The following is a 24894-nucleotide window of genomic DNA, read 5'->3' on the forward strand; positions in this document are numbered from 1 at the left end:
CCCTCGACATCAACCGGGAGCCGTACATGTCTCTGATCAACACCGAGGTGAAGCCGTTCACCGCCCAAGCCTACAAGGAAGGCAAGTTCCTCTCCGTGAGCGACGCCGACCTGAAGGGCAAGTGGTCGGTGGTCTTCTTCTATCCGGCCGACTTCACCTTCGTCTGCCCGACCGAACTGGAAGACCTGGCCGACAGCTACGCCGAGTTCCAGAAGCTGGGCGTCGAGATCTATTCGGTGTCGACGGACACGCACTTCTCGCACAAGGCCTGGGCCGACACCTCACCGGCCATCGGCAAGATCAAGTACACCATGATCGGCGACCCGTCGGGCGTGGTAACCAACAATTTCGGCGTGATGCGCGAAGGCCAGGGCCTGGCCGACCGCGGCACCTTCCTGGTCGACCCGGACGGCGTGATCCAGTTCATGGAAATCACCGCCGAAGGCATCGGCCGCAACGCCGCCGAGCTGCTGCGCAAGGTCAAGGCCGCGCAATACGTCCGCAACCACCCCGGCGAAGTCTGCCCGGCGAAGTGGGAAGAGGGTGAGAAGACGCTCGCCCCGTCGCTGGACCTGGTCGGCAAGATCTAAGCCTGACCTCGAACGACCCGGCGCCGCTCCCAGCGGGCGGCGCCGGCCTTACTTCCCCCGAAATTCCCCTGCTCTCGCCCGAGAGTTCGACGCCGGAGTTCCCGCGTATGCTCGACGCCGCCCTGAAGACCCAACTGAAGGCCTATCTCGAGAACCTGCGCGAGCCGGTGGAGCTGGTCGCGTCGCTGGACGACGGCGCGAAGTCGGCGGAGCTGTTCGAGCTGCTGAACGAGATCGCCGAGGCCTCGTCGAAGGTCAGCCTCCGCCGGGACGGCGACGACGCCCGCAGGCCCTCGTTCGCGATCACGCGGCCGGGCACGGACATCGCCGTGCGGTTCGCCGGCCTGCCGCTCGGCCATGAGTTCACCTCGCTAGTCCTGACCCTGCTGTGGGTCGGCGGACACCCGCCGAAGGTGGAGCCCGAAGTCATCCAACAGGTGAAGGCGCTGGACGGCGACTTCCTGTTCGAGACCTACTTCTCGCTCTCCTGTCAGAACTGCCCCGACGTGGTGCAGGCATTGAACCTGATGAGCGTGCTGAACCCGCGCATCAAGGCGGTGTCGATCGACGGCGCGCTCTTCCAGGCCGAGGTCGAAGCCCGCCAAGTGATGGCGGTCCCCCACCGTCCTGCTGAACGGCGAACCCTTCGCGCAAGGCCGCATGCAGCTGGAGCAGATCCTGGCCAAGATCGATGTCGGCGCCAGCGCGCGGGCGGCCGAGAAGATCAAGGGCAAGGACGCCTTCGACGTGCTGGTGATCGGTGGCGGTCCGGCCGGCGCCGCGGCCGCCATCTATGCCGCCCGCAAGGGTATCCGGACGGGCCTCGCGGCGGAGCGGTTCGGCGGCCAGGTGCTGGACACCATGGCGATCGAGAACTTCATCAGCGTTCCGCACACCGAAGGTCCGAAGCTGGCCTCCGGCCTTGAGCAGCACGTGAAGGACTACGAGGTCGACGTGATGAACCTCCAGCGGGCGGCGAAGCTGATCCCCGCCGCGCAGGAGGGCGGCCTGATCACGGTCGAGCTGGAGAATGGCGCCAGCCTGAAGTCCCGGACCGTGATCCTGGCCACCGGCGCCCGCTGGCGGACGATGAACGTGCCCGGCGAAGACCAGTACCGGAACAAGGGCGTGGCCTACTGCCCGCACTGCGACGGCCCGCTGTTCAAGGGCAAGCGCGTGGCGGTGATCGGCGGCGGCAATTCGGGCGTCGAGGCGGCCATCGATCTGGCGGGCATCGTCGCCCACGTGACCCTGATCGAGTTCGACAGTCAGCTCCGCGCCGACGCGGTGCTGCAGCGCAAGCTCGCCAGCCTGCCGAACGTGCGGATCGTCACCTCGGCCCTGACCACCGAGGTGAAGGGCGACGGCCAGAAGGTGACGGGGCTGGTGTACAAGGACCGCAACTCGGACGAGACCCACAACGTCGATCTGGAAGGCGTCTTCGTGCAGATCGGCCTCGTGCCCAACACCGAGTGGCTGAAGGACTCGGTGGCGCTGACCAACCGCGGCGAGATCGAAACCGACTTCCGCGGCGCGACCTCGGTCCCCGGCGTCTTCGCGGCGGGCGATGCGACGACGACGCCCTACAAGCAGATCGTCATCGCCATGGGCGAAGGCTCAAAGGCGGCGCTGTCGGCCTTCGACTATCTGATCCGCCTGCCCACCGCGGACACCGCGCAGGCGGCGTAGGCTAGAAGGGCATGAAGACCGGGATCGCGATCACGGCCGCGACCCAGGTCAACAGGTTCAGGGGCAGCCCGACGCGGACGAAGTCCATGTAGCTGTAGCCGCCCAGCTCGTAGACCAGGACGTTCGTCTGGTATCCGAACGGGGTGGCGAAGGCTGCGCTGGCGGCGATCATGAGACCGACCAGGAACGGCTGCGGGCTGACGCCCAGGCTCTCGGCCAGGGCGGCGGCCACCGGCGTCAGCAGCACGGCGACGGCGGCGTTGGACAGGATTTCAGTGAGCGCGAGCGCGATAGCGTAGAACAGCGCCAGGGCCAGATGCGGACCCAGGCCGGTGACGAGGGCGGTGAGGCCGCCCGTCGCCGCGGACGCCAGGCCGGAGACCTCCAGCGACAGCCCCACCACGACCATGCCGGCGATGAGCAGCAGGATCTCCGGCCGCAGGCCGCGATAGGCTTCGTCGGCGCTGATGACGCGGGTCAGGATCAGCACGACCGCGCCCGTGAAGGCGGCGGCCGCGATCGGAGCGTACCCCAGGGCCGAGACCACCACGACGGCCACGAACACCACCAGGGACGCGAGGCCACGCTTGAGGTCGAGCGGCCGCCGCTCCGCGAATAGCGCCGCATCGCCCACCGTCACGCCGCGCGAGCTGCTGGCGTCCTCGACCGCCTGCGCGAAGGCCGTCTCGGCCACGCCCTCGCGGTTTCGCAGCAGGCGCGGGGCAACCAGCAGCAGATAGACCGCCCCCCACCGCCGCCACGACGAGCGCCGGGGCGGTGATGTCGAACAGACCGAAGCCCGGCTGGCCCGAACTGCGCGCCATGTCGTTGACCAGCAGGTTGGTCGAGGTGCCGATGAGGGTGCACGAGCCGCCGAGGATCGTGATGTAGGAGAGCGGGATCAGGAATCGTTTGGGCGGCAGCTTCATCGACTGGCTGACGTCGCGGATCACCGGGGCCGCAAGCACCACGATGGGCGTGTTGTTGAGGAAGGCCGAGGCCACGCCGCAGAAGCCGATCATCAGCCACAGCCCCACCGCGCCGAGGCGGCCGCACAGCCGCACGCCCAGACGGATCAGAGCGTCGAGGAGCCCTGACAGCTCCATCGCGTAGGCGATGACGAACAGCGAGGCGAGCGCGATCAGCGCTGGACTGGCGAACGCCGCCTGGGCCTCGACCGGGCGGATCACGCCGATCGCCAGCAGGGTCGCGGCGCCGGCAAGCGCCACCACGTCGGCGCGGAGCCGGTTCCAGATCAGGGCCGCCATGACGGCGATCAGGACGGCGAGCGCGGCGGCCTGGTCGAAACTCATCCGGTCAGATTAGGCCACTGCGGCGGTGGCTGCTATCGTCCCTCTCATGTCTCGCTTCTCCGCTTCCGCCCTCGCCCTGGCGCTGACGGCCTGTGCGCGGGAGACCCCCTCCGAAGCCCCAGCGCCCGCGCCTGCCCCGGCGGCGGTCCCGTTGGCCCCGTCGCCGCCGCTCGGCCGCGCAGACCTGCTGGCGGCGGTGGCCCAGGCCGCCTCCGCGGCCGCTGCGGGCGCCCCTGCCCCGGAGGCGGCCGGCGCCCTCGCGGGAAGGCGCTTCAGCCTACGCCTGCCCTTCGGCTGCGCGGGTCCGGCGTCCGACACCTGGGCCGGCTTCGAATACGACGAGCGGCGGGAGGCGCTGCGGCTGTCGGCGCGGCCCGAGGCCTGGACCGACCAGCCGTGGGTGCGGACCCTCGTGGCCACCGACGGCACGGAATCGATCGCGGGCTTCTGGCTACGACGCCCGTGGATGCTGACCGAAACCTGTCCCTCCGTGGCACCGGTCGCAGACGCCGGCGGCGGCGAGGAAACGGTGGGCCTGGCGCAGGTCTTCGAGGCGGGCGGGTCACGCGTGCCGCGGCGCGGCGGGCGGGCCTACCAGGCCACCGAGAAGCTGGGACGTGAGCCGCCGCCCGGGCGTGGCGGCTTCCGGCTGGTGCTGGAAGGCCGCGTCGCCTCGCCCGAGGCCCGCGGCCCGATCCGCTGCCTCGCGCCGAGCGCGGACCAACGGCCGGTATGCCTGGTGATGGTCGAGATCGACCGCGTAGCCTTCGAGGACGCGAACGGCCGTCGAATCGCGGAATGGACCAGCTGAGGGCTTGAGGCGGCCCCCTTTAGTCGGCGGTCTCCGCGACCGGAGGCTCGGCGTCGGCAGGCGCATAGCGGGCGGCGAGGTCGGCGTGCTCGGTCTCGCGGATCGCGCGGGCGACATTGAGGCGGGTGTAGATGCTGGCGCCGCGGCGCATCTGCGGTGACAGTTCCTCGGCGGCCCGCGACAGGTCGTCGGTGGCGGCGACGGCCACCACCCTGACGCCCTCGGCCCTGGGACGGACCAGGGCGTAGTTGCCGGCGATCGGAACGTGCTTCTCCCCGGCAGGGGAGAAGCCGGAAGCGGTAGGCGGCCCCGAGGCGCCCGTCAGGTCCAGGAACGGCTTCATGGGGCGGCGGTTAGGCGATGACGGAGCCTGCGTCGAGCCGAATCGGTCGGCCGAGCGTTGGCTGCGGCGGGGAGTCGCGATGGCATGACGAAGAGATCCGCAGGCGACCGCAGAGGCTTGTCGGGCCCGCATCGGCTGGGCCGCGTCTTCAGCGTCCGCCGCGAGACCTGGCGGCTCGACCAGGACCCGTCCCGCGAGCGCCCGGAGGTGACGGTCCTGGCCTCCCGCCGCAGCGCGGCCGAGGCTGCTGACCTGGCGCGGGCGGCGGCGGCGGTCTTCGAGCGACGCGGCTTCCACAAGGCGACGGGGTCTTGGTGGGGTGTCGCCGCGGGGCGGTTCCACCGCTTCCGGGTAGTGGGGCCCACACGCCGCGCGGGGTTGGTGGCGGCCGGTCTCGGAGTGCTCGCAGCGGCCGTGCTGATCGGTCGTCGGCGACAGGCCAGGCGTTCGGCGCCGCCTGGTGTGAAGACGGGGCTCGGGGCCGCTTCCCAAGGCGCGACGCAGACGGCGCCGCACAAGGGCGCGGCGAGCGCGTCAGAGCCTCGGCAGGGAGCGGATATCCTGGAAGCTTGAAGTGGCTGGGGAACTAGGACTCGAACCTAGAATGACGGTACCAAAAACCGCAGTGTTACCATTACACCATTCCCCAGCAGGAACAGCGCCGAGGGGTCGCCCTCGCGGAGGCGGTGAGATAGCGCAGAGGCCTCGCCGATGCAACGCCAAGAAGCGCCCATTTCTTCGTCTTGCAGCGCGCAATCGGCTACCCTATAAGGCGCCCTCCTTGAGATCGGAGTGTGGCTCAGTCTGGTAGAGCACTGCGTTCGGGACGCAGGGGTCGCAGGTTCAAATCCTGCCACTCCGACCATCTACTCTAGGGAGGAACCAGACCTCCCAGCCTTCAGCGAAGTGGTGGCGACAATTCCGGGGCTTAGCGCCTAGCGGGTCGGCCATGTTGCGTCTCCCACTAGCGGAACAGCGCGATTTTCCCGCCATTCTCCGCCCTGCTCTCCAGAACCTCTCCGGAAGTGTCCGTTTTCGGGAATCGACGTTAGGGGCCGCAGCGCTTGCCTACGGGTTCAATCGCGTCGGCTGCCGCAGGACCTTCCGAAGATCAGCAACGCGCCAGCAGCCGCCGTTCCTGACGCTCGTCCTCCTCGCCTAGCCTGCATCTCTTCTCCCTGGACCCCGGCAGGGGAAATCCAAGCCGTTCGACCCGAGTCCGCACGACCGCCTAGGCGGGCGGGCGAATGTGTGCGAGAGCCGCTTCGGCGGTCGAGGAATTCGGTAGCGGAATGAAGCAGTTCCTGATCACGGCGGCCGGCGTTTTCGCCGGCCTGATGATCTTCCTGGTGGGCGTGCCCGTCCTCCTGGTGTCGCTGGCGCTCAGCGCGGCGAGCCCCACGCCCACGCCGTCGCGCACGGTTCTGGAGCTGGACCTGCGCGAGACGCTGACCGACCAGGCGCCGCGCAGTCCCCTCGCCGGCTTCGGCCGCAGTTCGACGGCGGTGATGAGCATCATCGAGGGGCTGCGGCAGGCCGAGAAGGATGACCGGGTCAAGGGCATGCTTGTGCGGCTGCCCGAGGCCGGCATCGAACCCGCCATGGCCGACGAGCTGCGTCAGGCCCTCCTGCGCTTCCGCGCGAGCGGCAAGCCGGTGATCGCCCACAGCCAGGGGCTCTACCCGGGCGGCGTCGTCACCTCGACCTACATGCTGGGCGCGGCGTCCGGGAACTACTGGATGCAGCCGGGCGCCTCCCCTGCAGGCCACGGGCCTCGCGACCGAGGATGTGTTCTTCAAGCGCTTCTTCGACAAGTACGGGGTGACGCCGCAGTTCGAGCAGCGCCAGGAATACAAGAACGCGGTCAACACCTTCCTGCAGAGCGACTACACCCCTGCGCACCGGGAAGCGACGCTGTCGTGGATGACGGCGGTGTACGACGCCTCCCTGGCCTCCGCCGCGGGCGACCGCAAGGCGGACGCCGCGACGCTGCGCCGAACGCTCGAGGCCGGCCCCTATCTCGCCGAGGACGCCCACCGCCTAGGACTGATCGACCGCGTCGGGCAGGTTCGCGAGGCGCGCCAGACGCTGCTCGACCGCGCCGGGGACGACGCCAAGGCCGTGGAGTTCCGCGACTATGCGCGCGGCGATGTCGACCGGCGCGAGCGCAGCGGCGACACCATCGCCGTGATCGAGGCGGAAGGCCCGATCGTGACCGGGCGAGACAAGGGCGCAAGCCCCTTCGTCAGCAACGGCGCCATCTATTCCGACGACCTGGCCGACGCGATCCAACGGGCGACAAAGGCCAAGAACGTCAAGGCCATCGTGCTGCGGGTCAATTCGCCCGGCGGCTCCGACACGGCCTCCGAGCAGATCCTCGACGCGATCCGCCAGGCGAAGGCGAAGGGCAAGCCGGTGGTGGTGTCGATGAGCACCTATGCCGCCTCGGGCGGCTACTGGATCGCGTCGGAAGCCTCGGCCATCGTCGCCCAGCCGTCGACCCTGACCGGCTCGATCGGGGTGTTTGGCGGAAAGTTCGCCGTTGGCGAGGCCCTGGCCCGTTTCGGCGTCGATCTGCGCGAAACCAGCGTCGGCGGCGAATACGCCGGCGCCTTCAGCACCGGCCGGCCGTTCACTCCCGACCAGCGGACGGCGTTCGGCGCCTGGATGGACCGCATCTACGACAACTTCATCACCCGCGTGTCGACGGGCCGGAACCTGCCGCCCGAGCGCGTTCGGGAGATCGCCAGGGGCCGCGTGTGGACGGGGACGCAGGCGAAGCAGCTGGGCCTGGTCGACGAACTGGGCGGCTTCTACCAAGCCGTCGAGCGCGCCAAGGCCCTGGCCAGCCTGAAGGGCGACGTGCCGCTGCGCCGGATGACCCCCAGCGAAAGCCCGTTCCAGGCGCTGGAGCGGGCGCTGGGCGTCTCGGCGACCTCGGCCCGGACGCTGGCCGCCGCCGCCTGGGTGCTGGGCGACCCGCGCGCGGAGGCGGTGATCTCGCGCGCGGCCGAGGCCCGCCTGCGGGCGCAGGGCGCCACGGTGCTGGCGCCGTCGCCGCTGCACTAGGCGCGCCGCATGAGCGCGCCGGACCATCGCCAAGCCTATCAGCTGCTGCAGCGGGGCGACGTCGACGGCGCCCTGCGGTTCACCGCCGCGCTGCTTGCCCAGCCGCTGCCGAGCGCCGGGGCCTATGCGGCGCGCGCTGCGGTCCTCAAGGCGGCAGGCCGGCCGCAGGAGGCGCTAACCGTCAATCGGGAGGCCGTGCAGCGCTACCCGACGAGCGGCGTGACCTGGCACAACCTGGCCTCTACCCTCGGCGACCTTGGCCAGGGAAAGGAAGCCGTCGCGGTGGCGCAGCGGGCCATCGGCATGGGCCTGGCGGCGCCGGAGACGCGCCTGGTGCTGGCCCGTGCGCTGCAGCTGGAGCAGCGCTTCGACGAGGCCGAAGCGGTCTTCGGCGAGGCCCTGGCGCTGCGTCCCGACTACGAGGAGGCCGCCAACGAGCTGGCGCAGCTCGTCTGGATGCGCACGGGCGACGCCGAGCGCGCACTGACGCCGCTTCGGCGCAGCGTGGCCGGCCATCCCGGCCATGCGGGACTCGCCTATGCCCTGGCCATGGCCCAGGAGTTCACGGGCCAGAAGCAGGCGGCCCGCGCAACGGCCGAGCAGGCCCTGGCCCGCATCCCGGGCGACCGGCGACTGCTGAGCCTGGTCGTCGAACTCTGCTGCAAGCTGGGCGACGCCCAGGCGGCTGTCCGCTGGGCCGCGCAGGCGGCGGGCGACGATCCGGTGGCCAAGGCCCTTCAGGCCCAGGCGCTGCTGGCGCTCGGCGACGGAGACGGGGCGGCCAAGGCCGCGGAGGTCGCGGTCCGCCAGCAGCCCACGGACCAGTATTCGATCGCCCTGCTCGCCACGGCTTGGCGCATGAGCGGCGATGCCCGCTACAGCGGGCTCTACGACTACGACAGCCTGGTCGCCGCCTACGACATCGTGGATCCCGACACGGCCGACGGCGCCGCCTTCCTCGAGGAGCTGCGCGGGTCGCTGCGCCGGCTGCATCGCTATACCACCCACCCCTTCGGCCAATCGGTGCGGCAGGGCAGCCAGGCGACGCTTCGGCTGGACGGAGGCCACGAACCGGCCATTGAGCGTCTGCTGGACCTGCTCCGCGACGCCGTCGCACGACGTGTCGCCGAGGTGGGCGCTGGCGACGACATGTTCCGCCGCCGGGCCACCGGCGCCGCGGATTTCTCCGGCGCCTGGTCGATCCGGCTGATGGGCGCCGAGGGCCACCATGCCGACCACATCCACCCGATGGGCTGGATCTCGTCGGCGTTCTACGTTTCCGTTCCGGACGACGTGGCCGACGAGCAGGCCAGGCCGGGCTGGATCAAGTTCGGCGAACCCGGCGTCGCCACGGCGCAGCCGATGGCGGCCGAGCGTTTCGTGCAGCCCAGGGCCGGCCGGCTCGTGCTGTTCCCGTCCTACATGTGGCACGGGACAGTGCCCTATGCGTCGGCGGCCGAGCGGATGACAGTCGCCTTCGACGCCGTTCCGCGGCTGGGCTGAGCCTTTCCGACAACGAGACCTGGACCCGGCGCTCTCGGCGCGCCGACTCGACCTTGCGCGCAAAGAAAAAGGGCGGCGGCCGAAGCCACCGCCCTCGTTCCTAGAGGCTATCGCCCGGACTAGAAGTCCGCGCGGACGCCCACGAACAGGTACCGGCCCAGAGCGTCGTAGGTCTGGGGATAGGTGTTCCCATTGCAGGGGCCGGCCGGGCAGTTCGACTGGCTGACGAGCGGCGGCTCGTTGTCGAACACGTTGTTCACGCCGAAGCGGAACGTCACGTTCTCACGAACGGCCCAGGTGCCGGCGATGTCGAAGTAGTTCTTGTCGGTCAGCTTGTCGTCGCGCCACTGCTGGGGCGGCGTATCGGCGAAGACGAAGCGGTCGGACTTGACGCTCGAAACATAGCGCCAGGTGGTCGACAGCTCGAAGTCCCAAGGCGTGCGCCAGGTGGTGCGCAGCTTGTGGCGCCATTCCGGCATCGGAGCCGAAGCCGGCGTACCCGAGCTGGTGCAGACGCCGCCGTAGTAGCCGGCGCAGTCATAGGGCTCGTCGCCCGGCAGGGTCGTGACCGCGTACTTGTCGAGGTACGAGCCCTGGAAGTTGAACGACAGGCCGCCGAATTGGTCGAGGGCCGAGGTCATGCCGAAGTCGCCGAAGTCGAAGCGGTAGTTGGCCTCGACGTCGATGCCTTCGACTTCCAGCTTGCCGGTGTTGAAGGTGGTGTCGACGATGTAGCCGTTCTGCGACAGCCACAGCGAGCCGGTGCCCGGCGCACGCTGGATGAGACCGCAGAAGAACTGGTCGCCGGTTTCAAGGCAGCGCTCGAGGGTGACGTCCTGGCCGATCTGGCCGATCCGATCCTTCAGCGAGATGTTGAACCAGTCGACCGAGAGCGAGAAGCCCGGGACGAAGGTCGGCGTGAAGACGACGCCGAACGAGACGGTGTCCGAGGTTTCCGGATCGAGGTTCGGGTTACCGCCCGTCTGGCCGTTGTACTGCTCGGCCGAGTTGGCGGCAATGTTGCCGTACTGCGCGGCCGTGACGCCGGTGCGGGCGCACTGCGCCAGCGTCGCCGTCGGGTTCGCGCCTTCGCAGGGATCGGTCGAGCCGTTCAGCACCACGTTCAGGGTCGAGAAGAGCTCGACGATGTTCGGGGCGCGGACGGCGCGGTTGTAGCTGCCGCGGAGGCGGAAGTCCGACGTCGGCGACCAGTCGCCGGCCAGCTTGTAGGTGTCGGTCGAGAAGCCCAGCGAGTAGTCCGACCAGCGGTAGCCGACTTCCACCGACAGGTTCTGGAAGAACGGCTGGTCCTGGATCAGCGGGATCCGGGCTTCACCGAACAGCTCGTACAGGTCGTAGGCGCCTTGCGACGGCAGGGTCGCGCCGCCCTGACCGGCCAGGTCGCCCGTCTGGTAGGCGAGGTCGGTGTTCAGGTCGAGACGCTCGCGGCGGTACTCGGTGCCGAGCGCGAAGCCGACGCCGTCGTTCGCCCACGGGGTCTTGACGCCATACTGGCTGAGGTCGCCGGTGATCGAGCCCGAAACCACCGTCTGGGCGTACTCGCCGTTCTGGAAGCCCGGGGTCTGCAGGTAGTCGATCGAGGCTTGCGACGGGCCGGCGATGGAGAAGATGTCGTACGGACGGCAGGCCAGATCGACATTGGCGCCCGCGAGGGTGGTCGCCGAGCGGCAGGCCGCTTGGCCGGTCGCCGGGTCGATCACCACGTCCAGCGCGCGGGCCGAACGGGCGAGCGAGAAGTCGTTGAAGTAGATGTTCTGGTAGCTGACGACGCCGTACTGGGCGAACACGTCGTACATGAAGCCGTTGCCGAGGTCGCCGCGCATGCCGACGACGCCGCGGTAGTCGGTGTGGCGCAGGTCGGAGATCCGGCCGCCGCCTTCGACGTTACGACGCAGCACCGCCACCGAAGCCTGACGGCCAGGGGTGATCGGGTCGGCGTCGTCGTTCACGCCGAGGGTGTTCGGGAAGTTGGGGTCGTCCGGCAGCTGGTCGATGGTGGGGGCGCAGAACGCGGTCACCATGTCGGCCGACAGGAACGGGTTGTTCTCGCAGTTGATGTTCATGTTCTGGCCGAAGATGCCCGAGGGGGCGATCTGGGCGGCCGTGTGGTCGTCCATGAACATCAGCTGGGTGTAGAGCTCAGCCTTGTCGTTGAACTTGTAGTTCGCGAAGGCGCCCAGCACGTACCGGGTGTCCGGACGCTGGTAGTAGTTGTAGGGCGCGAAGTTGAACTGGTCGCGCGAGCCCACGTAGTTGCGGAGACCACGGCCGCCGGCGGCCGCCGGGTTCAGCGTGAAGTCGCCGCCGCCGCTGCCGCCGCCGTTCAGGAAGCGCGCGGGAGCCGTGGTGCCCGAGCCCGAGCAGGTGAAGCCCGACGGATCGGTCAGCGAGCGGGCCAGGGTACAGGCCGAGTAGTCGCGCGCGTCCTGGGTGACGCCCTGGACGTTGCGGTAGCCGGCGTAGGCCGTCACGTTGCCGCGGCCGTCCGGGGAATTGACGCCGACCACGAGGTTGATGTCGGTCACACCGCCGTCCCAGACGTCCTTTTCCGGCAGCGCGAAGCGCGACGGATCCAGCGCGGTGGACTGACGACGCGTCACCAGGTCCTGGATGCGGTCGTTCTCGTTGGTGTGCTGGTACCCCGAGTACTGCGCGTCGAGACGCACGCCCTCGAAGTTCTTCTGCATGATGAAGTTCACCACGCCGGCGACGGCGTCGGCGCCGTACACGGCCGAGGCGCCGCCGGTGACGACTTCAACGCGCTCGACGAGGGTCGCCGGGATGAAGTTCAGGTCGGGGGCGGTGTTGGTGGCGCCGGCGGCCGGGGTGCCCGGCTGCAGGCGGCGGCCATCGATCAGCACCAGGGTGCGGTTCGCGCCCAGGGCGCGCAGGTCGACGGTCGCGGTGCCGGTGGCGCCGTTCGCGTAGGACGAGCCCTGCGCGGCGAACACCTGCGGCAGCTGGTTCACCAGGTCTTCGGTCCGGGTGATGCCTCGGGTGGCGATGTCGGCGGCGCCGACGACCGTCACCGGGCTGGCGCTGGTCAGGTTCGGCTGCGGAATCCGCGAGCCGGTGACCACGACTTCGGCGACTTCGCCGTCTTGCGCCATGGCCGGGGTGGCAAGGCCAACGAGGGCCGCGCCACAGATCATCGAAGACGCCAAAAGGCGTTCCCGCACGGACTTGAATTTCACGGTCTGGATCCTCCAGCGGCACTGCCAGGGCGGCAGCCGCTCCCCACAAAAGAGATCGGTCCCGGGAACAGGGCTGCCCCCGGTTACGGTGGAGTTACGGGGTGGATCGACGACCGGTCAACGAACATTAGCCGCCTGCAACGTTGCGGGCGCCAACCTGTCGCATTCTGGTCACAGATTGTGCGCCTGTGGCAGGCTGACGCACGTTTGTTGCGGCTTCCGGCCATGACGGAGACCCATTCGCGCCTTCGGATCGGGCGCGGTAGAAACGGCCAGACCGTGGAATCAGTCCTCCTAAGGAGCCTCGAGATGACCCGTACCCGCGCCCTGCTCGTCGTCTCCCTCTGCGCCCTGGCCGCGGGGCCGGCCCTGGCGCAGCCCAAGGCCGAAGGACGCGCCGCCTTGGTGCAGCGGCTGTCCGACTGCCGCAAGCTGGGCGAGGATCCGGCGCGCCTGGCCTGCTACGACCAGGCGACCGCCGCCCTGGAGCAGGCCGAGGCGAAGGGCGACATCGTCGTCGTGGATCGGGAACAGGCGCGGACGGTGCAGCGCCAGGCCTTTGGCTTCAGCCTGCCCTCGCTGTCGGTGTTCGATCGCGGCGAAGAGAAGGAGGCCGTCGACAACGTCACCGGCAAGATCACCTCGGCCCGCATGGACGGGGCCGGCAAGTGGGTGCTGAAGCTGGAGGACGGCGCCGTCTGGCAGCAGATCGACGTCCAGGAGCTGTCGCTCTATCCGAAGGCCGGACAGTCGGTGACGATCCGCAAGGCGACGCTCGGCAGCTTCCTGGCCAGCGTGGAGGGGCGGCGCGCCTTCCGTGTGCGCCGCGTCGAGTAGCGGCTCAGCTTTCGTAGAACCGGTTGCGGGCCAGCATCAGCGTCTTGATCAGCTCGCGCTCGCCGGCCTCGAGGAACGGGTTCCAGATGTCGAAGATCAGGATCACCCGAAGCTGATCGGAGTCGTTCCAGGCTTCGTGCTCGATCGTGTCGTCGAAGACCCAGGCTTCACCCATCCGCCACGAACGCGTCTCGTTGCCGACGCGGAAGCGCGCCGGCCCGGGCAGGATCAGCGGCAGGTGGGTGAGGAGGCGGGTGTTGGTCGAGCCTGTATGCGCCGGAATGTGCGTCCGCGCGTCGAGCGCCGAGAACATCGCCGTGGGCGCGAACTCGGGCTGATCGGCCATCGGCAGCCGCTCGAGCAGCGCGGCGGTCCTGGGGCAACGGGCGCAGACGGCGTCCTGGCGCTGCCCATCCTTCCAGAGAAAGAGCGAGCTCCAGCGGCGGGAGTGGTTCAGCTCCTCCCACTGGTTCACAGGCGCGTCCGGCGGAAAGGCGATGTAGGGCGCGAAGTCCTGCATGTCGCCGGCCAGCAGCGCCTGGAGCTCGGCCTGGATCACCGGCGTCGCCGCCTCCAGCTCCGGCAGCCAGGGGAAGAGCTCGCGCGGGAAGAAGGGGATGGCGGGCAGGCGCGGGTAGTGCAGCAGCAGCGGTTCGTTCTGGTAGACCTTCTTGCGACCCGCATAAACGCCGATGGCCTCGTCCAGACGGGAGACGGCCAGCTCGGAGCCGGCGCCGGCGATCGGCCCCATCTGCTCGCGGAGATAGGCCTCCATAGCCGCCTGGGTCCTGGCGATCACCTCGTGCGCGCGGGCCACCGGCGCCTTCAACGGCGGCGGCAGCTGGGCCTCGTCGGGAGCAAGCTTGAGCGCGTTCTGATAGACGCGCGCCGCGACCTTCTCGCCGGAGACCTTCTCGACCAGGGCGCCCTTCGAGAGCAGGGCGAGGAAGTTATAGGGATCCAGGGCCAGCGCCTCGTCCAGCGCGGCGATGGCCTCGGGGAAGGCGCCGGACATGCGCAGCGCCAGCGCCCGCTGCATCTTGATCTGCGGATCGTGGGGGGACGCGCCCTCGGCCTGGCCGATGGCGGCGAGCGCGGCCGCAGGATCGCCGCGCCGTAGGGCCTGGGCGGCGTCGGCCAGGAGCTGCTCGGGCGAGGTTTGCAAGCCGGCGGTCATCACCTGTCCTTGGGGTCTATGGCGTCGCGCAGACCGTCGCCGATGAAGTTGAAACCCATCAGGGTGAGCACCATCACGACGGAGGGGAATATCAGCAGCCAGGGGGCCAGTTCCATGTCCGACGCGCCCCCGGCGATCAGGGAGCCCAGCGACGCCATCGGCGGCTGCACGCCGAGGCCCAGGAAGCTGAGGAAGCTCTCGGCCAAGATCACCGCCGGGATCGTCAGCGTCACATAGACGACCACCGGCCCCAGCAGATTCGGCACGATGTGGCGGGTGATGATCCCGGCAGGGCCCAGCCCCGCCGCGCGGGCGGCCTCGACGAACTCCTTGTGCTTCAGCGTCAGGGTCTGGCCGCGCACGATGCGGCTCATGGTCAGCCATTCGACCGCGCCGATCGCCACGAAGATCAAGACGAGGTTTGAGCCGAAGGTCACCATCATCAGGATCACGAAGAAGATGAACGGCAGCGAGTAGAGCACGTCGACAATCCGCATCATCGTCTCGTCCACACGCCCGCCGACGTAGCCCGCGGCCGCGCCCCAGGCGACGCCGATGATCAATGAGACCAGGGTGGCCACCAGGCCGATGGCCAGCGAGACCCGCAGGCCCATCAGCAGTCGCGCCAGCAGGTCGCGGCCAAGCGCATCCGTGCCCAGCAGGTGGCCGTCGGTCAGCGGCGGGGACCAGACGTGTTGCTTGTTCACCGCGTCGTAGGCGTAGGGCGTCAGGTATGGGCCGACGATGGCGGCCAGCGTCAGCAGGGCCAGGACGACCATGCCGGCCACGGCGGCGCGGTTTCGCAGGAGGCGGCGCCGGGCGTCGTCCCAGAGGCTGCGACCGCGGACGGCGGCGGCTTCCATGGTGGCGGCGCGGCCGATCATGCCAGCCTCACCCGGGGATCGAGGGCCGCGTAGAGCAGGTCGGCCACCAGGTTCAGCAGCAGGATCAGCGCGGCGTAGAAGATCACCATGCCCATCACCACCGTGTAGTCGCGCTGCAGGGCGCTGATGACGAAGAACTTCCCGAGGCCCGGCAGGTTGAAGATTTTCTCCACCACCAGAGAGCCGGTGATCAGACCGGCGCAGGCCGGGCCCAGATAGCTCACCAGCGGCAGGATGGCGGCCCGCAACGCGTGCTTGCCGACAATGCGGTGCTCGGGGAGCCCTTTGGCGCGGGCGGTGCGGATGTAGTTCGAGTGCAGCACCTCGATCATGCCGGCGCGCGTCAGGCGCGAGATGATGGCGATCTGCGGCAGGGCCAGCACGACGACCGGCAGCACCATGTTGGCCAAGGCCCCGTCGTTCCAGCCGGCGGTCGGAAGCCATCCTAGGTGCGAGGCGATGACCAGCACCAGCAGCGGCGCGGTGACGAAGGTCGGAATGCAGACGCCGAGGATGGCGACGGCCATCACCAGATTGTCGACCGTCCCGTTCTGCCGAAGCGCCGCCACCACGCCCAGGCTCAAGCCGACGACCGCAGCGATCGCGATGGCCGACAGCCCGAGCTTCAACGAGACGGGATAGTTCTCCTTGAGGATGTCGAGGACGGTCTTGTCCCGGTACTTGAGCGACGGTCCCAGGTCGCCTCGGACCACCCCGGCTAGATAGTCGACGTACTGCTGCCCCAGCGGCTTGTTCATGCCGTAGGCCTCCCGGACGTTGCGCTCGATCTCGGGCGAGAGCTTGCGGTCCAGGTCGAACGGGCTGCCAGGCGCCGCGCGCATCATGAAGAAGGCCGCAGTGATCACCAGGAAGAGCGTCGGGATCGCGACCAGCAGACGGCGGCCGATGAAGCGGAACATGGGCGACCTTGCGGGCGAGACGTTGCGAAACTTCCACCCGACCCCGATGATGTCAACGAAGGGCCCCGCAAGAGTACAGAGAGCTTCAGATGTCCGACTTCCGACGCGTCACCGACGACTTCACCACGGCGCCCCAGATCAGCGTGGCCGACGTGGAGGAAGCCGCACGACAGGGCTTTCGTACGATCATCAACAACCGGCCCGACGACGAGCAGCCGGGTCAGCCATCGAGCGCCGAGATCGAGGCGGCCGCCCGCGGGGCGGGCCTCGCCTATTTCCATGTTCCGGTGACGGGCGGACCCACGCCGCAGCAGGTCGAGCAGACTCAGGCGATCCTCGCCGAGGCGGAACGGCCGGTGCTGGCCTTCTGCCGCTCGGGCACACGCTCGATCGTCACCTGGTCGCTGAGCCAGGCCGCTTCCGGCGCCAAGCCCCGGGACGAGCTGGTGCGGCTGGGCCGCGAGGCCGGCTACGATCTCTCCGGCGTGCTGGGCGGATGATCCCCTACGTCCGCCAGATCGACTTCGAGTACGGCCGTTGCGACCAGGTCTCGCCGCTGGTGCGGCGGGTGATCGCCAACAACCCGAGCCCGTTCACCTATGTCGGGACCGGCACCTACATCGTCGGCCGCGGCGAGGTGGCGGTGATCGACCCGGGCCCCGACGACCCGACGCATCTCGAGGCGATCCTGGCGGCCATCCCCGGCGAGCGGGTGACCCAGATCCTGATCACCCATCACCATTCGGACCACTCGCCGCTGGCCCGGCCGCTCCAGGCGGCCACCGGCGCGCCGATCGTCGGCTGCGCGATCACGGAGGCGCACGCCGACACGTCCGAGGTCCGTATGGAGGCCGACCACGACGCCGCCTTCGAGCCGGACGTCAGCGTCTGCGCCGGCGGCGAGATCGCAGGATCCGGCTGGACGTTCGAGGCGATCCCGACGCCGGGACACACCTCGAACCACATCTGCTACGCGCTGAAGGAAGAGAACTGCCTGTTCTCCGGCGATCACATCATGGGCTGGTCGACCACGGTGATCACCCCGCCCGACGGCGACATGACCGCCTATCTCGCGAGCCTCGACCTGATCCGTGAGCGCGGCTTCGACACGCTTTGGCCAACGCACGGCCCGCCGATCCGCGATGTCGCGGCCTTCATCGACGCCTACAAGGCCCATCGCCAGGAGCGCATCGACCAGATCCTGGGCGCGCTGCGAGCTGGCCCCGGCAGCATCGGCGAACTGGTGCCGCGGCTCTATGCGGACGTGGATTCCAGACTATGGCCGGCCGCTTCGCGCTCCATGCTGGCGGCGATGATCCACCTGGAGCGCGAGGGTCGGATCGCCCAGGAGGGCGGGACCTATCGACTCGTCTAGGCTCCGACCGGTTGAGCCGTCGGCAGGACGTAGTCCTTCATCCGCTCGCGGATCAGCTTCTTGTCGATCTTGCCGGTGGCGCCGAGCGGGATCTCGTCGACGAAGACCACGTCGTCGGGCATCCACCATTTGGCGATCTTGCCCTCCAGGAACGACAGGAAGTCCTCCTTAGCGGCGGTCTCTCCGTCCTTCAGCTTGACCAACAGCACCGGGCGCTCGTCCCACTTGGGGTGCAGCGCGCCGATGACCGCGCAGATCGCCGCCTTTGGATGGCCGACGGCGATGTTCTCGATCTCGATCGAGCTGATCCACTCGCCGCCCGACTTGATCACGTCCTTGGCGCGGTCGGTGATCTGCATGAAGCCGTGTTCGTCGATCGTCGCGACGTCGCCGGTGTCGAAGAAGCCCTCGCCGTCCAGGATCTCGCCGCCGTCGCCGGCGAAGTACTGGCCGACCACGAACGGCCCCTTGACCATCAGCCGGCCGAAGGTGGTCCCGTCGTGCGGCAGCCGCTGGCCGTGGTCGTCGACCAGCTTCATCTCCATCGCGATCGGGGGGCGGCCCTGCTTGAGCTTGTACTTGATCTGCTCTTCCGCCGGCAGTTCGGCGGTCGCCGCGTTCATCGACGAAACCGTGCCCAGGGGCGACATCTCGGTCATGCCCCAGCCGTGCATCACATCGACCCCAAACTCATCCCGGAAACCGCGGACGATGGCTTCGGGCACCGCGGATCCGCCGATCATCACCCGCTTCAGCGTCGTGACCTTGCCCTTGGTCTCGCGCAGGTGGGCCAGCAGCATCTGCCAGACGGTGGGCACCGCGGCCGAGAACGTCACGCCCTCGGTCTCGATCAGCTCGTGGACCGAGGCGCCGTCGAGCTTGGCGCCGGGCATCACCATCTTCGCGCCGACGGCCGGGCACGAGAACGCGAGCCCCCAGGCGTTGGCGTGGAACATCGGCACCACCGGCAGCACGACGTCCTTGGCCGAGAGGCACAGCACGTCGACGCTCATGGTCACCAGCGTGTGCAGGAAGTTCGAGCGATGGCTGTAGAGCACGCCCTTGGGATTGCCGGTGGTGCCCGAGGTGTAGCAGAGCCCGGCCGGCGTGTTCTCGTCGAAGCCGCCCCAAGCGGTGTCGGCCGAGTTCTGCTCCACCAGGTCTTCGAAGCAGAGCGCGCCCGGCAGGTCGACGCCCTTCATGCCCTCGCGGTCGGTCATGACCACGAAGTGCTTGACGGTCGGCATATTGGCCCGTTGGGCCGCGATCACCGGAACGAAGGTCAGGTCGGTGAAGAGGACCTTATCCTGCGCGTGGTTGATGATGTAGCAGAGCTGGTCGACGAACAGCCGTGGGTTCAGGGTATGGCAGACCGCGCCCATACCCATCACGGCATACCAGGCCTCGACGTGGCGAGCCGTGTTCCAGGCCAGCGTGGCGACCCGGTCGCCAGGCTGCACGCCCAGGCCCTTCAGGGCGTTCGTCAGGCGCCTGGCGCGCTCGTGGACCTCGGCGTAGGTGGTGCGGACGATGGGACCTTCCACCGAGCGGCTGACGATCTCCCGGCCGCCGTGCCAGTCCCTGGCGTGATCGATGATCTTGTCGACCGTCAGCGGCCAATTCTGCATCACGCCGAGCATCTGTGCGTCTCCCCAACTGAACGCTTGTTAGTTTGGGAATAGGCTTAGTGAGGCGCTGACGTTTAGGCAACGCGAGTCGGCGGCTTACCGCCTGGCGCTCCACGCCCGCGCTGCAGCCTCGGCGGAGCCGCTGGTGTCCACTCGAGCCCAGGCGATCGCGGGATCCAGGCTTTCCGCCTGGTCACGCAGCACGTCGACGGTGGCGTCCGACGCATCGCCGGTCCGCGCCGCCACCCGGGATTCCAGCACCGGCAGCGGCGCTCCAGCCAGACGCCCTCGAACGGGACGCCGCAGTCCGCCGCCAGGGTTTCGGCGCGGGCGCGCAGCTGGGGCGATGTGAAGGTCGCGTCCAGGACCACCGACCGCCCGGACTTCAGGAGGGCCGCGGCGTTGGCGAAGAGCGCGTCGTAGGTCTGGACGTAGAACTCGGGCGTGTAGGCGTCGCGGGAGACCCCCTGGGTGGGCGCAACGCCCAGGAGGCGTTTGCGGATCTCGTCCGTGCGCAGGACGACCGCGCCCGGCGAGGCTCCGAGGGCGGGCGCGCAGGTGCGGGCGAAAGTTGACTTGCCGGACCCGGAGAGCCCGCCCACGGCGACCAGCACCGCGGGCTGGGGCGCCAGGTGGGCGATGCCGGCCTCGACATAGGCCCGAGCCACGTCGGGCCGCCCGCTGTGGGCTTCGACGTGGGCGCGCACCCCGGCCCGCACGGCCAGCATCAGCGGCAAGGCGGCCAAGCCGTTCCAGACGGAATCCCCGAACGTGCGGGCCGCCTCGTCCATGTAGGCGGACAGCACCCGGACCGCGGCGTCGCGGCGCCCCCCGGAAGTCGAGGTCCATCAGCAGGAAGGCGAGGTCGTAGAGGACGTCGAGATCCGACAGCAGGTCGTTGAACTCGATGCAGTCGAAGAGGATCGGCCGGCCGGCCTCCATGAGGATGTTGCCGAGGTGCAGGTCGCCATGGCAGCGGCGGGCGAAGCCCTCGGCCGTGCGCCGGGCCAGCAGCGGGCGTTGCCGCTCGAGCTCAACGTCGGTCAAGGCGATCATGTGCTCGACCCGCGCCTGGTCGAGGCCCGGGCAGGTCTCTCGCAGCAGCTGGGCGTTGGAGCCGATGGTGAAGGCGATCGCCGACAAGCCGCCTTCCGGCCGCAGCGGCGCCGCCGCATGGAAGCCGGCGATGGTCCGCCCCAGCGCCTCGGCGAGTTCGCCGTTCACCGTCTCGGGCCGGGCCGACAGCACCTCACGCTCGTCGAACCGACGCATCTCCAGCACATATTCGACCGGCTCTCCCGCGCCTTCGAGGGCAAGGCCGCCGTCACGCTCCCGGGTGATGGCGCGGACGGCGCGATAGATGTCGGGCGCGGCGGTGCGGTTGAACTCCAGTTCGCGGCGCAGGGCCCAGAGCCGCCGCTCGGCGGTGGAGAAGTCGGCATAGCCGAGGTCGACGTGACGCTTGATCTTCCAGGCGCTGTCCTCGGCCAGGAAGACGTGGGCGCAGGCGGTATCGATCTGGCGCGGCGCGCGGACCCTCAGGAACGCGACGATCTCGGCCTCGGACGCGGAACTCATGCGCCGGCCTTAAGGGAACAGTCGGTGCGTGGTCCAGCCGGCGCCGGCGCGCTGGAACACCAGACGCTCGTGCAGGCGGAACGGGCGGTCGCGCCAGAACTCGATGGCCTCGGGCGCGATGCGGAAGCCCGACCAGTGGGGCGGACGCGGCACCTTGCCGAGCCCGAAACGCAGGCCGGCGTCGGCGATCTTCCTTTCCAGCGCGAGCCGGTCGGTGAGTGGCCGCGACTGGTCGGACGCCCACGCCCCGAGCTGCGCCGGCCTGGCGCGGGTCGCGAAGTAGGCGTCGGCCTCCTCCGGGGTGACCTGCGTCACCGCGCCGCGGACGCGCACCTGACGCCGGAGCGACTTCCAGTGGAACAGGAGGGCGGCCCTGGGCTGGCCAGCGAGCTGCCGTCCCTTGGCGCTTTCCAGGTTCGTGTAGAAGACGAAGCCCTGCGGATCGACATCCTTGAGAAGCACCATCCGCACGTCCGGCAGGCCGGCCTCGTCGACCGTGGCGAGCGCCATGGCGTTGGGATCGTTGGGTTCTTTGGCCGCGGCCTCCTGCAGCCAGGACTTGAACAATGCGTAGGGGTCGGTCTCGCTGAGCAAAGGCGGCGGCTCGGCGGCGGCCACTTGGCGGACGTAGTCGTCCTCGGACGGGGACGGCGGGATCAGGCTCTTGTCGGTCACGCCCCGCATATACGCGCGGTCTGCGACGCCTGCGAGATTTTACCGGGCCTTTAACCCTCTCAAGCGAGGGTTCGGTTCCATGGCAAGGCCCCGCTCCGAGATGACGCTGAAGCAAGCGCGTGAGGTGCTGGGCGTCAGTTCGCTCTGCACTCCGAGCGAGGTGCGCGCCGCATTCCGCGAAGCGGCCAAGCACGCCCACCCCGACGCCGGCGGCAGCGACGGCGCCTTCCGCCAGGTGGTCGAGGCCTATCGTCGACTGCGCAACCCGATCATCGACGACGGCTTTGCGCCGACCCCGGCGCGCCGCGCGGCTGAGCCGGCGGGCGACCCGCGGCTGAACATCCCGCCGATCACAGCGCTGCTGGGCGGCGTGGTCGAGCATCGCCTGCCGGACGGCCGCACGCTGCGCATCACGCTTCCCGCCGGCCTGCGCTGCGGAGACAAGGTCCGCGCCGGCGACGCCCGGCTCGAGATCTATGTGAAGGCCGAAGGTGGTGTCCTGGTGCGTGGCCACGACCTCTGGATGACGGCCCACCTGGCGCCGGCGACGCTGAAGAAGGGCGGTCGGATCAGCCTCGACACGCCGCTGGGCAAGCGGATCGTGTGGATCACCGGCAAGGCGGCCGAGCGCGGGCTCGTACGGCTCGAGGGCCAGGGTCTGCCGGCCCGCGGCAAGCACCCCAAGGGCCACCTGTTCATCCGGCTGGCCCAGACCTCGGGCGCGGTGGACAGCGCCGCCGTCTCGCTGCTCCGCCGGTTCGCCGCCGCCTGGGCGGCGTAAAGCCCGGTTTGGCGAAGCGCCCGCGGCTGGGCTAGAGACGGCCCGACATGTCGCACAACACCTTCGGCCATCTCTTCCGCGTGACCACCTGGGGCGAGAGCCATGGGCCGGCGCTTGGCTGCGTGGTCGACGGCTGCCCTCCCGGTGTGCCCCTGACCGAGGCCGACATCCAGCCCTGGCTGGACCGTCGCCGGCCCGGCCAGGGCAAGTTCGTCACCCAGCGCCAGGAGCCCGACGCCGTCCGCATCCTGTCGGGAGTCTTCGAGGACGCGCGGACGAGCGGCCAGGTGACCACCGGGACCCCGATCTCGCTGATGATCGAGAACGTCGACCAGCGCTCCAAGGACTATTCGGAGATCGCCCAGGCCTTCCGGCCCGGTCACGCGGACTACGCCTACTTCGCCAAGTACGGCGTGCGCGACTATCGCGGCGGCGGCCGGCAGTCGGCGCGCGAGACCGCCGCCAGGGTGGCGGCCGGGGCGATCGCCCGAAAGATCCTGGACGGCGTGACGATCCGGGGCGCGGTGGTGCAGATCGGCCCCCACGCCGTCGATCCCGCGCGCGTCGACTTCAGCGTCACCGGGGATAATCCGTTCTGGGCCCCCGATCCGGACATCGTGCCGCTCTGGGAGGAGCATCTTGAGGCGATCCGCAAGGTCGGCTCGTCGACCGGCGCCGTGGTGGCGGTCGAAGCGACCGGCGTTCCCGCGGGCTGGGGCGCGCCGCTCTACGGCAAGCTGGACGCCGAACTCGCCGGCGCCCTGATGTCGATCAACGCCGCCAAGGGCGTGGAGATCGGCGCCGGCTTCGCCTCCGCCGCGCTGACCGGGGAGGAGAACGCCGACGAGATGCGGATGGGCGATGCTGGCCCGGTCTTCTTGTCGAACAAGGCCGGTGGCGTGCTCGGCGGGATCTCCACCGGCCAGGCCGTCACCGCGCGGGTCGCCTTCAAGCCGACGTCGTCGATCCTAACGCCGCGGCGGACCATCGACGAGGCCGGCGGCGAGATCGAACTGCGGACGAAAGGGCGTCACGATCCTTGCGTGGGGATCCGCGCGGTCCCGGTCGTCGAGGCGATGGTCGCCTGCGTCCTGGCCGATGCGTTCCTGCGGCACCGCGCCCAGACCGGCGGAAGGCCGCACCAGCCAGGGGCGTGAAGGGGCGCTGCAGGCGCCGACCCAGTATAAATACGTCAATAGGCTACTGAACTCAGCAGCTTAGCGGTGTTTCACAACCGCAACGGCATTGACCGGGCTGACGGGCCTACATATTCAGCGCGCTCCGCCTCACCGCGAGGATGCCGGCGGGGGGCTATGCGCAGAGGGACGTCGGTCAGCGGTTGCGGTACGACCTGCTCAAGATCCTGCTCGTCGACGACAACCACCACATGCGGGTGCTGTTGGCCGAGATCCTGCGCGCCCTTGGCGTGAAGAACATCTACGAGGCCAACGACGGCGCCGAAGGGCTGCAGATGATGCGCAACCACGCCGTCGACATCGTCATGACCGACCTGTCGATGCAACCGCTGGACGGTATCGATTTCGTGCGCCTGCTGCGCAACTCGCCCGACAGCCCGAACCAGCTGGCGCCGGTGATCATGATCACCGGACATTCGACCTTCGCCCGCGTGAACGAGGCCCGCGACGCCGGCGTCAACGAGTTCCTGGCCAAGCCGCTCACCGCGCGAGGCGTGGTCGAGCGCATTCATCAGGTCGTCGAGAACGCCCGGCCGTTCGTCCGCACCGACGACTACTTCGGTCCCGATCGCCGCCGCCGCGCCGACCCCGACTTCAAGGGGCCCTGGCGGCGCGGGACCGACCCGCAGGCCCGGTAAGGCGATCGGCCGCAGGCCGGCGGCCTCAATCGCGGCGCACGGCGGCGCCACATTGGACGATCACCGCCTGGAGCCCTCGATGTCCACCCATGCTCTCCTCCGCCTCGCCCTCATCGGCGCTGCGGGCCTGATGCTGTCCGGCTGCCTGGCCGTGGCGGCGACCAAGACCGCCGTGGGCGTCACCGGCGCGGTGGTCGGCACAGGTGTCAAGGCGACCGGCGCCGTCGTGGGCGCGGTGATCCCCGGCGGCGGCGACAAGAAGGACTAGGCGGGCACCGCCATCGCGCAGCTCTCGCCGATCGTCGGACGCGAAACCACGATGCGCGACAGGCCGGGAAACTGCGGCTTCAGCCGCTCGGCGAAATAGAGGCAGAGGTGCTCCAGCGTGGGGCGCGTCAGACCGGGCTTCTCGTTCAGGAGGCCGTGGTCCAGCTCGGCCGCCACCGCCTTCAGCGCGCCGCCGAGGTCGGCGAGGTCGGCCACCCAGCCCACCGGCTCCTGCGCCGCCCCGCTGACCGTCGCTTCCACCTTGAAGGAGTGGCCGTGCAGGCGCGCGTAAGGCCGATCCTGGGGACCGTCCTCCAGATAGTGGGCCGCGTCGAAGGTGGCCGCCTTGGTGATCTCAAAAACAGGTTGGCTCATATGAAGTCGCGTTTCGCCGCCAGGTCCTTC

The 24894-nt window shown here is 69.4% G+C and carries 23 protein-coding genes, 2 tRNA genes and 3 pseudogenes; 14 read left to right on the top strand and 14 right to left on the bottom strand.

All coding sequences use genetic code 11. The features are described from left to right. Positions 1-26 precede the first annotated feature (26 nt). Both ahpC and ahpF read left to right on the top strand, forming a co-directional pair. Positions 27-590, top strand: a complete 564-nt coding sequence (gene ahpC, locus LRS10_RS01495; protein ID WP_257835712.1) for an alkyl hydroperoxide reductase subunit C — start codon at positions 27-29, stop codon at positions 588-590. 107 nt (positions 591-697) lie between these two features. Beyond that, positions 698-2279 (top strand): annotated as a pseudogene (ahpF, locus tag LRS10_RS01500) (alkyl hydroperoxide reductase subunit F). Position 2280: 1 nt separating this feature from the next. Here ahpF and LRS10_RS24175 read toward each other — a convergent pair. Then, on the bottom strand, positions 2281-2973 hold the full coding sequence (locus LRS10_RS24175; protein WP_308237889.1) for an SLC13 family permease: 693 nt from the start codon (positions 2971-2973) through the stop codon (positions 2281-2283). A 112-nt stretch (positions 2974-3085) separates the two neighbouring features. Beyond that, positions 3086-3592 (bottom strand): annotated as a pseudogene (locus LRS10_RS24180) (SLC13 family permease); the annotation flags it as partial. Positions 3593-3743: 151 nt separating this feature from the next. Between LRS10_RS24180 and LRS10_RS01510 the strand changes: the two are divergent. Beyond that, the gene (locus LRS10_RS01510; RefSeq protein ID WP_257835714.1) at positions 3744-4403 is read left to right on the top strand and encodes a hypothetical protein; all 660 of its coding nucleotides are present in this window, start codon (positions 3744-3746) and stop codon (positions 4401-4403) included. 19 nt (positions 4404-4422) lie between these two features. Here LRS10_RS01510 and LRS10_RS01515 read toward each other — a convergent pair whose 3' ends face one another. Beyond that, on the bottom strand, positions 4423-4746 hold the full coding sequence (locus tag LRS10_RS01515) for a hypothetical protein (protein ID WP_257835715.1): 324 nt from the start codon (positions 4744-4746) through the stop codon (positions 4423-4425). Between the two features lie 84 nt (positions 4747-4830). Here LRS10_RS01515 and LRS10_RS01520 point away from each other — a divergent pair, with 84 nt between their 5' ends. After that, on the top strand, positions 4831-5319 hold the full coding sequence (locus tag LRS10_RS01520) for a hypothetical protein (protein ID WP_257835716.1): 489 nt from the start codon (positions 4831-4833) through the stop codon (positions 5317-5319). A gap of 2 nt (positions 5320-5321) precedes the next feature. Here LRS10_RS01520 and LRS10_RS01525 read toward each other — a convergent pair. Next, positions 5322-5395 (bottom strand) — tRNA-Gln (locus LRS10_RS01525). A 139-nt stretch (positions 5396-5534) separates the two neighbouring features. Between LRS10_RS01525 and LRS10_RS01530 the strand changes: the two genes are divergently transcribed. Then, positions 5535-5611: transfer RNA gene (locus LRS10_RS01530), tRNA-Pro, on the top strand. Positions 5612-5977: 366 nt separating this feature from the next. Here the strand turns inward: LRS10_RS01530 and LRS10_RS24185 are convergent. Next, entirely contained in the window at positions 5978-6265 is a 288-nt protein-coding gene (locus LRS10_RS24185; protein WP_308237890.1) for a hypothetical protein, read from the bottom strand. A 269-nt stretch (positions 6266-6534) separates the two neighbouring features. On the opposite strand from LRS10_RS24185, the gene sppA reads away from it, so the two are divergent. Further along, a complete protein-coding gene (sppA, locus tag LRS10_RS01535) occupies positions 6535-7815 on the top strand; it encodes a signal peptide peptidase SppA (protein ID WP_308237891.1) in 1281 nt (426 codons plus the stop codon). A 9-nt stretch (positions 7816-7824) separates the two neighbouring features. Further along, complete coding sequence (locus LRS10_RS01540) at positions 7825-9318, top strand: putative 2OG-Fe(II) oxygenase (protein WP_257835718.1); 1494 nt, start codon at positions 7825-7827, stop codon at positions 9316-9318. A 119-nt stretch (positions 9319-9437) separates the two neighbouring features. On the opposite strand, the gene LRS10_RS01545 is transcribed toward LRS10_RS01540, so the two are convergent. Further along, positions 9438-12533, bottom strand: a complete 3096-nt coding sequence (locus LRS10_RS01545; protein ID WP_257835719.1) for a TonB-dependent siderophore receptor — start codon at positions 12531-12533, stop codon at positions 9438-9440. A gap of 309 nt (positions 12534-12842) precedes the next feature. Between LRS10_RS01545 and LRS10_RS01550 the strand changes: the two genes are divergently transcribed. After that, a complete protein-coding gene (locus LRS10_RS01550; RefSeq protein WP_257835720.1) occupies positions 12843-13370 on the top strand; it encodes a hypothetical protein in 528 nt (175 codons plus the stop codon). A gap of 4 nt (positions 13371-13374) precedes the next feature. Here LRS10_RS01550 and LRS10_RS01555 read toward each other — a convergent pair whose 3' ends face one another. From LRS10_RS01555 to oppB, 3 genes are read right to left on the bottom strand one after another with little or no spacing between them, the layout of a single operon-like run. Then, the gene (locus tag LRS10_RS01555) at positions 13375-14547 is read right to left on the bottom strand and encodes an aspartyl/asparaginyl beta-hydroxylase domain-containing protein (RefSeq protein WP_257835722.1); all 1173 of its coding nucleotides are present in this window, start codon (positions 14545-14547) and stop codon (positions 13375-13377) included. Continuing rightward, positions 14547-15431 carry an ABC transporter permease gene (locus tag LRS10_RS01560; RefSeq protein ID WP_257835723.1) on the bottom strand — a complete coding sequence of 295 codons (885 nt, stop codon included), beginning with the start codon at positions 15429-15431 and terminating at the stop codon, positions 14547-14549. The genes LRS10_RS01555 and LRS10_RS01560 overlap by 1 nt, the downstream gene beginning before the upstream one ends. Continuing rightward, the gene (oppB, locus tag LRS10_RS01565; RefSeq protein ID WP_257835724.1) at positions 15428-16351 is read right to left on the bottom strand and encodes an oligopeptide ABC transporter permease OppB; all 924 of its coding nucleotides are present in this window, start codon (positions 16349-16351) and stop codon (positions 15428-15430) included. The genes LRS10_RS01560 and oppB overlap by 4 nt, the downstream gene beginning before the upstream one ends. Positions 16352-16440: 89 nt before the next feature. Here oppB and LRS10_RS01570 point away from each other — a divergent pair, with 89 nt between their 5' ends. Next, entirely contained in the window at positions 16441-16851 is a 411-nt protein-coding gene (locus tag LRS10_RS01570) for a TIGR01244 family sulfur transferase (RefSeq protein ID WP_257835725.1), read from the top strand. Beyond that, positions 16848-17726, top strand: coding sequence for an MBL fold metallo-hydrolase (locus LRS10_RS01575; protein ID WP_257835726.1), 879 nt, complete (start codon positions 16848-16850; stop codon positions 17724-17726). The genes LRS10_RS01570 and LRS10_RS01575 overlap by 4 nt, the downstream gene beginning before the upstream one ends. Here the strand turns inward: LRS10_RS01575 and LRS10_RS01580 are convergent. The 4 genes and pseudogenes from LRS10_RS01580 to pdxH all read right to left on the bottom strand — a co-directional run bounded on the left by LRS10_RS01580 (position 17723) and on the right by pdxH (position 21616). Then, on the bottom strand, positions 17723-19366 hold the full coding sequence (locus LRS10_RS01580) for a long-chain-fatty-acid--CoA ligase (protein WP_257835727.1): 1644 nt from the start codon (positions 19364-19366) through the stop codon (positions 17723-17725). The two genes, LRS10_RS01575 and LRS10_RS01580, sit on opposite strands and share 4 nt — an antisense overlap. Positions 19367-19428: 62 nt before the next feature. Then, on the bottom strand, positions 19429-20145 hold the full coding sequence (locus tag LRS10_RS01585; RefSeq protein WP_308238006.1) for an AAA family ATPase: 717 nt from the start codon (positions 20143-20145) through the stop codon (positions 19429-19431). A 31-nt stretch (positions 20146-20176) separates the two neighbouring features. Beyond that, a pseudogene (locus tag LRS10_RS24190) lies at positions 20177-20932 on the bottom strand (phosphotransferase); the annotation flags it as partial. A gap of 9 nt (positions 20933-20941) precedes the next feature. Beyond that, complete coding sequence (pdxH, locus tag LRS10_RS01595) at positions 20942-21616, bottom strand: pyridoxamine 5'-phosphate oxidase (protein ID WP_257835728.1); 675 nt, start codon at positions 21614-21616, stop codon at positions 20942-20944. Between the two features lie 70 nt (positions 21617-21686). Here pdxH and LRS10_RS01600 point away from each other — a divergent pair, with 70 nt between their 5' ends. The 4 genes from LRS10_RS01600 (at position 21687) to LRS10_RS01615 (ending at position 24490) form a co-directional block, all read left to right on the top strand. Continuing rightward, positions 21687-22388, top strand: coding sequence for a DnaJ domain-containing protein (locus LRS10_RS01600; protein WP_257835729.1), 702 nt, complete (start codon positions 21687-21689; stop codon positions 22386-22388). Positions 22389-22435: 47 nt separating this feature from the next. Then, positions 22436-23545, top strand: a complete 1110-nt coding sequence (gene aroC / locus LRS10_RS01605) for a chorismate synthase (protein ID WP_257835730.1) — start codon at positions 22436-22438, stop codon at positions 23543-23545. A gap of 182 nt (positions 23546-23727) precedes the next feature. Continuing rightward, on the top strand, positions 23728-24222 hold the full coding sequence (locus LRS10_RS01610) for a response regulator transcription factor (protein WP_257835731.1): 495 nt from the start codon (positions 23728-23730) through the stop codon (positions 24220-24222). A gap of 79 nt (positions 24223-24301) precedes the next feature. Beyond that, positions 24302-24490 (top strand): hypothetical protein, encoded by a 189-nt coding sequence (locus LRS10_RS01615; protein WP_257835732.1) that lies wholly within the window; start codon positions 24302-24304, stop codon positions 24488-24490. On the opposite strand, the gene LRS10_RS01620 is transcribed toward LRS10_RS01615, so the two are convergent. After that, on the bottom strand, positions 24487-24864 hold the full coding sequence (locus LRS10_RS01620; RefSeq protein WP_257835733.1) for a 6-carboxytetrahydropterin synthase: 378 nt from the start codon (positions 24862-24864) through the stop codon (positions 24487-24489). The genes LRS10_RS01615 and LRS10_RS01620 overlap by 4 nt on opposite strands. Positions 24865-24894: the final 30 nt, after the last annotated feature.

Origin of the sequence: Phenylobacterium sp. J426 (assembly GCF_024699945.1) — a bacterium.
Taxonomy (GTDB): Bacteria; Pseudomonadota; Alphaproteobacteria; order Caulobacterales; family Caulobacteraceae; genus Phenylobacterium.